Genomic DNA, 9,093 nt, shown 5'->3' on the forward strand with positions numbered 1-9,093 from the left:
CCGCGCTCACCCGCGAGCAGCGCCGCCGCGCCCAGGAGGCCTTCCTCCGCCTGGCCGCCGCGCGCGGCATCGTCAGCGTCCACGAGTGCGCCGGGCCCGACATCTCCGGCGAGGACGACCTCGCCGACCTCCTCGCACTCGCCGCCGAACCCGGCCACCCCGAGGTCGTCGCCTACTGGGGCGAACTCGACGCCGTCGACACCGCCCGCCGCCTCGGCGCGCGTGGCCTGGCCGGCGACCTGTTCGCCGACGGCGCGCTGGGCTCCCGCACCGCCGCCCTGCACGAGCCCTACCTCGACGCACCCGGCTCCACCGGCGCCCGCTACCTCGACGCCGACACCATCGCCGCGCACCTGGTCGCCTGCACCGAAGCCGGACTGCAGGCCGGGTTCCACGTCATCGGCGACGCCGCCGTGGCCGAAGTCGTGCGCGGCTTCCAGCTCGCCGAGAAGACCGTCGGTCAGCGCGCCCTGGCCGGTGGCCGCCACCGCCTGGAGCACCTCGAAATGATCGACGCCGAGCAGGCCAAAGCACTGGCCGGCTGGGGCGTCACCGGCTCCATGCAGCCCCAGTTCGACGCCCTGTGGGGCGGGCCGGCGGGCATGTACGCCCAGCGGCTGGGCGCCGAGCGCGCCGCGGCCATGAACCCGTTCGCGATGCTCGCCGCCGAAGGGGTCCTGCTCGCGTTTGGCTCCGACTGCCCGGTCACCCCGCTGCAGCCCTGGGACAGCGTCCGCGCGGCCGTCCACCACCGCACGCCCGGCTCCGGCCTGTCCGCCCGCGCCGCCTTCACCGCCCACACCCGGGGCGGCCACCGCGCCGCGGGCGTCAACGACGGCCTCACCGGCAGCCTGGTGCCCGGCGCGCCCGCGCACTACGCCATCTGGGACGCCGCCGACCTCGTCGTGGCCGCGCCGGACTCCCGGGTCCAGCGCTGGTCCACCGACCCGCGCTCGCGCGTCCCCGCGCTGCCGCCGCTCGACCCGGACGCGCCGCTGCCGACCTGCCTGCGCACGGTCCGGGGCGGTGAGGTGCTCTACGACGCGTTCACCTCGGCGGCCTAGAGTTCATCGCGTGGCAGCACCAGTGGCCGAGTCCGCCGAGCCGTCGGCACCCACCCGGAAGAAGCGGCAGTGGCGGCCCTGGCTGCTGCGCCTCGCGCTCGCCGCGGCGTCCGGGGTCGTGTTCTACCTCGCCTTCGCGCCCCGCGACCTGTGGTGGCTCGCGCCGCTCGGTTTCGCCGGTCTCGGCCTGGCGCTGCGCGGGCGGCGGTTCTGGGGCGGCCTCGGCTACGGCTTCGCGTTCGGGCTCGGCCTGTACCTGCCGCTGCTGTTCTGGCTGCAGGACTTCCTCGGCCGCGGGTTCGGGCCCGCCCCGTGGGTCGCGTTGTCCGCCGCCCTGGCCGCCTACCTCGGGCTCGCCGCCGCCCTCTGCACCGTCGTCGCCCGCCTGCCCGGCGCGCCGGTGTGGATGGCGGCGGTGATCATCGCCAGCGAGACCCCGCGCAGCTGGTGGCCCTTCGGCGGGTTCCCGTGGGGACGGGTCGCGTTCAGCCAGCCCGAAGGCGCGTTCACCCCGCTCGCCTCGATCGGCGGCGCGCCGCTGACCGGGTTCGCCGTCGTGCTCACCGGGTTCGCGCTGGCCGCGCTGCTCGCGCACGCCGCCCGCCGCGACTGGCGCGCGCTCCGCCTGCCCGTGATCGCCACGGTCGTCCCGGTGATCGCCGGGCTCGCGCTGTGGCCCACGATCGGCACCGCCGCCCAGGCCGGCAGCCGCACGGTGGCCACGGTGCAGGGCAACGCGCCCGACGTCGGCCTCGACCTGATCAACGAATCGGCCACCCTGCGCGCCAACCACCTCGCCCAGAGCGAGGTCCTGGCCGCGCGCATCCGCTCCGGCGCCGTGCCCACGCCGGACCTCATCGTGTGGCCGGAGACCGCCACCGACCTCACCACCACCGACCCCGTGCTCGACCAGGTGGTGCGCGACCTCGGCATCCCCACCCTGATCGGCGCCCGTTACCGCGAGCGCGGGCAGCGAACGCAGAACACCGAGTTCGTGTGGGACCCGGCCACCGGCCGCGGCGAGAGCTACAGCAAGCAGGAGCTGGTGCCCTTCGCCGAGTTCGTCCCCGCCCGCTCCATCGCCCGCTGGTTCACGCCCTTCGTCGACGACACCGGCGACATGCAGGCCGGGTCCACCCCCGCGGTGCTCGACATCGCCGGCACCCGGGTCGCCGTGCCCATCTGCTACGAAATCGCCTACGACTACGTCTCCCGCGACGCGGTCGACGACGGCGCCCAGCTGATCGTGCTGCCCACCAACAACGCCTGGTACGGGCACAGCGAAATGACCTACCAGCAGCTGGCGATGGCGCGGTTGCGGGCCGTCGAACACGGCCGCGCGGTCGTCGTGTCGGCCACCAGCGGGGTCAGCGCACTGGTCGAACCGGACGGCGCCGTGACCCAGTCGACCAGCCAGTTCACCGCCGCGTCCCTGGTCGGGGACGTGCCGCTGCGCACACAGGCTACGCTGTCGGATCGACTCGGGGCGTCCACGGAGTACGGGCTGGTCGGGGCGGCGCTCGCCGCCATCGTGGCCGGGCTCGTGCTGCGCGTCCGCACCCGGGCGGCGAGCACGACGGCGACCAGGGCGGAGTGAGGTTCTCCGCGGGGGAGGAACAAGGGGATGGCGCACGCGCCACGGGCGGCCCGACCGATCGATCCGGTGCTGGTGGTGATCCCGACCTACAACGAGCGGGACAACCTGCCACTCATCCTGGACCGGCTGCACCGAGCGCTGCCCGAGGTGCACGCCCTGGTGGTCGACGACGGCAGCCCCGATGGCACCGGGGAGCTCGCGGACAAGATCGCCGCCGGCGACGACCGCGTCCACGTGCTGCACCGCACCGAGAAGGCCGGACTCGGCGCCGCCTACGTGGCCGGGTTCCGGTGGGGCCTGGAACGCGACTACCGCACCATCGTCGAGATGGACGCCGACGGCTCGCACGCGCCCGAGGACCTGCCCCGGATGCTGGAGGCGCTCGCCGACACCGACCTGGTGCTCGGCTCCCGCTACGTGCCCGGCGGCAGCCTGGTGAACTGGCCCAAGCACCGCGAACTGCTCTCCCGCGCGGCCAACCTGTACTCGCGGCTCGCGCTCGGCGTGCGGATCAAGGACGTGACCGCCGGGTTCCGCGCCTACCGGCGTGAGGTGCTGGAGAAGCTCCCGCTGGACGAGATCGCCTCGCGCGGCTACTGCTTCCAGATCGACCTCGCCTGGCGCACCGTCCGCACCGGCTTCGACGTGGTCGAGGTGCCGATCACCTTCACCGAGCGGGAGATCGGCCAGTCGAAGATGAGCAGCGCCATCATCCGCGAGGCCCTGCTGCGCGTGGGCCTGTGGGGCGCCCGCTACCGGGCCGAGCAGGTGCGGTCGCTGCTGCGCCGCCGCTGATTCCGCGGCCCCGATTCGTGCCGGAACCGCGCACTACTGTCCGTGTGCCGTCGCGCGGATGGCCCCGGGCCGACGGGCGGCGGCAGGGGAGTTTTCTACTGTCGGTCGTCGGGGTCGGCATGCAGTCTGCGCCATTGCGGTGACATCCCGGCTGGTCCGATAACCGATCACTGCCGAGGGTAACTGAGGTCGAGCCGCGCAGGGCCTGCGCGGCGGCACCGAAGGACCCGACTGAGCAGAACGCCGTCCTCGTCGGCGTCGGGTTCCCCCTCATCCGCCGGCCCTTCGCCGGCGCCTCCAGTGAAGGAACCACCATGACCGAAATCGGCACGCGTTATTTCGCGGACTGGGCGGGCCACACCCTCTACCACACCAGCGGGGAGAAGATCGGCCGCGTCGAGGAGCTGTGGACCGACGACGAGCAGGGCCACCCCACCTGGCTGACGGTGCGCACCGGCATGTTCGGCACCCACGACTCCCTGGTGCCCGTCCAGGGGGTGCGCCCACGCGACGACGGCGACCTGGAGACGGCCTACCCCAAGGACCTGATCAAGGACGCGCCGCGGGTCGAGCCCGACCCGACCGCCCAGGGCCGCCACATCGACGAGAGCGAGGAGCAGCGGCTCTACCGCCACTACCAGGTGCCCGGGCAAGCCGGCGGCCACGAGGAGACCACCGGCCGGGACATCTCCGGCCCGACCACCGACGACGCCATGACGCGCTCGGAGGAGCGGCTGCGGGTCGGCACCGAGCAGCGTGAACGCGGCCGCGCCCGGCTGCGGAAGTACGTGGTGACCGAGACCGAGCAGGTCCAGGTCCCGGTCACCCGGGAGGAAGTGCGCGTCGAGCGGGAGCCGATCACCGACGCCAACCGGGGCCAGGCCATGGACGGGCCCGCCATCTCGGAGGAGGAACACGAGGTCGTGCTCCGCGAAGAGCGGCCGGTGGTGGACACCGAAGCGGTGCCGGTCGAACGGGTGCGGCTGGCCAAGGGCCAGGTTCAGGACACCGAGACCGTGGCCGGCGAGGTCCGCAAGGAGCACATCGAGGCCGACACCGAGCGGGGCCGCGGCGCCTGAGCGGCGACCTGAAGACAGGCGAAGGCCCCCGTGGCGGGAGGACACGGGGGCCTTCGGTGTGGTGGGAGAGGCAGAAGCGCTACGCCGACTTGGACGTACGCCGTCCCTTCAGCTCAGCGAGACGCTCGTTCAGCAGTTCCTCGAGCTCGGGAATGCTCCGCCGCTCGAGCAGCATGTCCCAGTGCGTGCGCGGCGGCTTGACCTTCTTCTGCTCGGGCTGCGCGCCATCGACGATCTCGGACTCGCTGCCGTGCAGGCGGCACTCCCACACCGAGGGGATCTCGGCGTCGTCGGAGAAGGGCACCTCGAACTCGTGGTTCTTCGGACACGCGTAACGCACCGTACGGCGCGGGGCCAGATCGTGATTGCGGTCGGTCTCGTAGCTGACCGCTCCCAGCCGGCTTCCACGGAGAACACGGTCGGCCATGATGACGTCCTTTCAGTCGGCTCCGGGTCTAGAGCCAGGGTGATGCTCACCCTATGCAACGGCTACTGGCAACTGGGAATTCCCACAGCACCATGTCGTTACTCACGATGAGCTGAATCACCCCTCGGCAACAGCTTCCTCTGTTGAGAGTCGATTCGGTGCACGACGTGACGCGGATGTGTGGGTCTTCTTGGCATATTCCCCCGTGCGGGGGAGCGGCTGATCCGTTCAGGTCAGCCGCAGCTGACCGTGTTGCGGCGAAGCGGGCCCCAGGTCCCCGAGGCGGAAGTGGCGGCGGCATAGTACTTGATAACGCAAGGTAGCCACTTCCGTCTCCCAGTGTGGTGAACTTGCGTTTTCAACTACCCCCGGTGCGGTGTCGGCGACCACCACGGTGTCCCCCTCCCGGAGGACCTCCCCGTCAGCCACCCGGGCGTTGAACCGCCCCGGCGCGCCGCACCAGCACAGCACCTCCACCTGCACCGGCTGCAGGTCGTCGGCCAGTTCGAACAGCCGCTGGGCGCCGGGGAACAGGCGGCTGCGGAAGTCGGTGGCGATCCCGAAGCAGTACACGTCCAGGGACACCTCGTCGGCCAGTTCGGCCAGCTGCTCGACCTGCGCCGCGGACAGGAACTGCGCCTCGTCCACGATCAGGTAGTCCAGGGGACGCCCGGCGACCCACTCGCGGCGGACCAGCTGCCGCAGGTCGGTGTCGGCGCCCACCTCGGTGGCCTCGCGGGTGATCCCGATCCGGCTGCTGATCCGCGGCTCGCCCGACCGGTCGTGCCGCACCAGCAGCATCCCGCGCCTGCCCTGCCGGGCGTGGTTGTGGTTGATCTGCAGCGCGAGCGTGGACTTGCCGCAGTCCATCGGGCCGTAGCAGAACCGCAGCCTGCCCCGCGCCGGCGTGCCGGACCCGTTGCGCGAGGGCAGCGGGGACAGGGCGTCGGTCGGGTCCGGATCGGTGTCGCCAAGGGTGGTCACGACCGACGACCCTATCCAGCCCCGCCGTGGGCTCCCTTGATCGGGTGAAAACAGCGGAGTGCCCGGGTCCGGCTGCCGATGACAGGGGAGCAGGGATCAAGGGGAGGGTTTTTGTCCGGTTTCCGGGGTGTTCGCAGGCCGGCGCGCGTGTCGGTGGTGCTCTGCCAACCGTCGGCGGTGGTGCTGCTGGGGCTGGTGTGACAGTTGAGGTTCCTGGTGCGCGAACTTACGGTGACCGCATGAGAAAGCCCCGGTGGAGACCCTCGGCTCGCGCGAGCGTCCGCCTCGTCCTCGCCGCGCTGCTGGCCCTGGGGGTCCAGCTGGTCGCCGTCCCGTCCGCGTCGGCCGACCCCAGCGCGGCGACCTGGCTGAAGCTGCGCATGTGCGAGTCCAGCAACCGCTACACCGTCAACACCGGCAACGGCTACTACGGCGCCTACCAGTTCGACCTGCCCACCTGGCGCAGCGTCGGCGGCAAGGGCCGCCCGGACCTCGCCACCCCCGTCGAGCAGGACTACCGCGCGCTCTACCTCTACCGCATGCGCGGCTGGCAGCCCTGGGAGTGCGCCGGCATGCTCGGGCTGCGCAACGACAAGGACGCCCGCAGCAAGCGCGTCCCCACCTACGCCGAGAGCGCCTACATCGGCGGCGGCCCCGTCCCGGCCCCGGTCGCCGGCGCCAAGCCCGCCTGGCCCGGCGTCGTCTACGCCTACGGCGACTGCGCCGAGGCCCTCAAGACCTTCCAGCTGCGGATGAACGCCTTCGGCTACGGCTTCACCGGCACCGGCTGCTACTACGACAAGACCCGCGACGCGGTGCTGGACCTGCAGCGCGCCAACGGCATCACCGACTCCGGCCGCCTCGGCCCGAAGACGTGGACCGCGGCGTGGGAGGGCAAACCGCCCCGCTAGGCGACGGGCGGCCAGGCGCCGCGCTCGGTGAGGACCTCGCGCAGCACGTCCGGGCGGTCGGTGACGATGCCGTGCACCCCGAGGCCGAGCAGCCGCTCCATGTGCGCCCGCTCGTTGATCGTCCACGCGTGCACCTCGAGGCCGGCCCGCTCGGCGCTGCGCACGAACCCGCGGTCGATCACCGTCATCGCGCCCTGCCGGGACGGCACCTGCGCCATCTCGCCCCGGCACAGGAAGCCCAGCCGCGCCCACGGCAGCCACCCGCTGGCCCACAGCACCGCCGCCGACCGCGGGCCCATGGACGTGATCAGCTTCGGCCCGGCCAGCTTGCGGATCGCGGCCAGCCGGTTGTCGGAGAACGCCGCCGCCGCGACCCGGTCGATCGCGCCCATCCGCTCGACCGTCTTCACGAACGGCACGATCGCGCGGTCGCTCTTGATGTCGATGTTGAACCGCGTCTGCGGCAGCTCCTCCAGCACGTCCTCCAGCCGCGACAGAGGCACCCGGCCGCCGACCTTGGCGCGCGAGACCGCGGACCAGGTCTGCTTCGCGATCGGGCCGTGGGCGTCGGTGGTCCGGTCCAGCAGCGCGTCGTGGTGCACCACGACCACGCCGTCGGCCGTGGCGTGCACGTCGGTCTCGACGTAGGCGTAGCCCTCGGCGACCGCGCGCTGGAAGGCGGGCAGCGAGTTCTCCAGCCCGTCGAGCTCGTCCAGGTGCCACCCGCGGTGGGCGAACGCGCGGGGGAGGGTGCCGCTCAGGTACGGGTGGTTGATCTGCACCCGACCAGTGTGGGGCATCGGCGTGGCCGAGGCATGAGTTCCGCGTGGCCGGTTAGGGTCTGCTGCGTGAGCGGACAGGTGGACCAGATCGAAGCGTCACGTGACGTTTCCGCGCGCCGGCGGCGGCCCGGCGCCGTCCTGCACTGCGGCTGGTGCGGCCGGCCGATCGAGCAGGGGAGCACCGGCCGCCGCCGCCGGTACTGCGGCCAGTCCTGCCGCCAGCGCGCCTACGAACGCCGGGTCGCCGTCCAGCGCAGCGGCCTGCCCGAGGACGCCGTGGTGCTGTCCGACACCGAGCTGACCGCGCTGCAGGACCGCCTCTTCCAGCTGCGCTGCGCCGCCGAAGACGTCGTCACGGCCGCCGACGACGGCGCCGACCCCGGTGAATTGCGCCGCATGGCCCTCGAACTCGCCGAAACGGCCCGCGACCTCGAACGGCTGCGCTGACCGGACCGGCAGGCGCCACGGCGTCCCGGGTTCGGCGAATCGGGCTCCGCGGCGCCGTCCGTTGTGGCACGATTTCGCAGTGACCAGGAGTTCCACCGAGGCTCAGCGCCTGCGCGACCTCGCGATGCTGCGCCGCGTCAAGGACCGGATCGACCGCGAGTACGCGCAGCCGCTCGACGTCGAGGCGCTCGCCCGCGGGGTGAACGTCTCCGCCGGGCACCTCAGCCGCGAGTTCAAGCGCGCCTACGGCGAATCGCCCTACTCCTACCTCATGACCCGCCGCATCGAACGCGCGATGGCGCTGCTGCGCCGCGGCGACATGAGCGTCACCGAGGTCTGCTTCGCCGTCGGCAGCTCGTCCCTGGGCACCTTCAGCACCCGCTTCACCGAGCTGGTCGGCATGCCGCCCAGCGCCTACCGCGCCGAGGCCGCGGAGGCGACCGTGGGCATGCCGCCGTGCGTCGCGAAACAGGTCACCAGACCGATCAGGAATCGAGAAGCGCCGCCCGCGGCCCGCAAATAGCCTGACGGCCATGGACATCAGCATTCACGCCACCTACCTCCCGCACAACGACCGGGACGCCGCCATCGCCTTCTACCGCGACGTCCTCGGCTTCGAGGTCCGCAACGACGTCGGCTACAACGGCATGCACTGGATCACCGTCGGCCCGCCCGGGCAGGACGTCTCCATCGTGCTGTACCCGCCGGAGGCGACCCCCGGCATCACCGACAGCGAGCGCGCCGCCATCACCGAGATGATGGCCAAGGGCACCTTCGCCAGCATCAACCTGGCCACCAAGGACCTCGACGGCGTCTTCGAGCGCCTGCAGGCCCGCGACGCCGAGGTCGTGCAGGAACCGGTCGACCAGCCCTACGGCGTGCGCGACTGCGCCTTCCGCGACCCGGCGGGCAACATGGTCCGCCTCCAGCAGCTCGCCTGACACCCCTCCGTGGGGGGGGGGGGCCGCCCGCCCCCCCCCCCCCCCCCCCCCCCACGACCAACCCAC

11 protein-coding genes are annotated in these 9,093 nt (G+C 72.5%); 8 read left to right on the forward strand and 3 right to left on the reverse strand.

Annotated elements, in window-relative coordinates; genetic code table 11:
- The 4 genes from ABZ193_RS42395 to ABZ193_RS42410 all read left to right on the forward strand — a co-directional run.
- Positions 1-1,064, forward strand: a 1,064-nt coding sequence (locus ABZ193_RS42395) for an amidohydrolase family protein (protein ID WP_354714444.1), incomplete at its 5' end; no start/stop codon positions are given.
- A 22-nt stretch (positions 1,065-1,086) separates the two neighbouring features.
- A complete protein-coding gene (lnt, locus tag ABZ193_RS42400) occupies positions 1,087-2,661 on the forward strand; it encodes an apolipoprotein N-acyltransferase (protein ID WP_354714451.1) in 1,575 nt (524 codons plus the stop codon).
- Between the two features lie 27 nt (positions 2,662-2,688).
- On the forward strand, positions 2,689-3,456 hold the full coding sequence (locus ABZ193_RS42405) for a polyprenol monophosphomannose synthase (protein ID WP_354714446.1): 768 nt from the start codon (positions 2,689-2,691) through the stop codon (positions 3,454-3,456).
- A gap of 314 nt (positions 3,457-3,770) precedes the next feature.
- Positions 3,771-4,535, forward strand: a complete 765-nt coding sequence (locus tag ABZ193_RS42410; protein WP_354714448.1) for a PRC and DUF2382 domain-containing protein — start codon at positions 3,771-3,773, stop codon at positions 4,533-4,535.
- Positions 4,536-4,614: 79 nt separating this feature from the next.
- On the opposite strand, the gene ABZ193_RS42415 is transcribed toward ABZ193_RS42410, so the two are convergent.
- Entirely contained in the window at positions 4,615-4,962 is a 348-nt protein-coding gene (locus ABZ193_RS42415; RefSeq protein ID WP_017982421.1) for an RNA polymerase-binding protein RbpA, read from the reverse strand.
- A 228-nt stretch (positions 4,963-5,190) separates the two neighbouring features.
- Complete coding sequence (locus tag ABZ193_RS42420) at positions 5,191-5,946, reverse strand: thymidine kinase (RefSeq protein ID WP_020417866.1); 756 nt, start codon at positions 5,944-5,946, stop codon at positions 5,191-5,193.
- A gap of 239 nt (positions 5,947-6,185) precedes the next feature.
- Here ABZ193_RS42420 and ABZ193_RS42425 point away from each other — a divergent pair, with 239 nt between their 5' ends.
- Positions 6,186-6,857 carry a transglycosylase family protein gene (locus ABZ193_RS42425; RefSeq protein WP_020417867.1) on the forward strand — a complete coding sequence of 224 codons (672 nt, stop codon included), beginning with the start codon at positions 6,186-6,188 and terminating at the stop codon, positions 6,855-6,857.
- Here ABZ193_RS42425 and ABZ193_RS42430 read toward each other — a convergent pair.
- On the reverse strand, positions 6,854-7,639 hold the full coding sequence (locus ABZ193_RS42430) for a glycerophosphodiester phosphodiesterase (RefSeq protein ID WP_020417869.1): 786 nt from the start codon (positions 7,637-7,639) through the stop codon (positions 6,854-6,856). The genes ABZ193_RS42425 and ABZ193_RS42430 overlap by 4 nt on opposite strands.
- A gap of 66 nt (positions 7,640-7,705) precedes the next feature.
- On the opposite strand from ABZ193_RS42430, the gene ABZ193_RS42435 reads away from it, so the two are divergent.
- From ABZ193_RS42435 to ABZ193_RS42445, 3 genes are all read left to right on the forward strand, one after another.
- Positions 7,706-8,086, forward strand: coding sequence for a hypothetical protein (locus ABZ193_RS42435; protein ID WP_039791434.1), 381 nt, complete (start codon positions 7,706-7,708; stop codon positions 8,084-8,086).
- A gap of 79 nt (positions 8,087-8,165) precedes the next feature.
- Entirely contained in the window at positions 8,166-8,609 is a 444-nt protein-coding gene (locus tag ABZ193_RS42440) for a helix-turn-helix transcriptional regulator (RefSeq protein WP_237334907.1), read from the forward strand.
- A 10-nt stretch (positions 8,610-8,619) separates the two neighbouring features.
- Positions 8,620-9,027, forward strand: coding sequence for a VOC family protein (locus ABZ193_RS42445; RefSeq protein ID WP_017982415.1), 408 nt, complete (start codon positions 8,620-8,622; stop codon positions 9,025-9,027).
- The last annotated feature ends 66 nt before the right edge of the window (positions 9,028-9,093 follow it).

It is taken from the genome of Amycolatopsis sp. NPDC006125 (genome assembly GCF_040614195.1).
Lineage (GTDB): Bacteria > Actinomycetota > Actinomycetes > Mycobacteriales > Pseudonocardiaceae > Amycolatopsis_E > Amycolatopsis_E tucumanensis.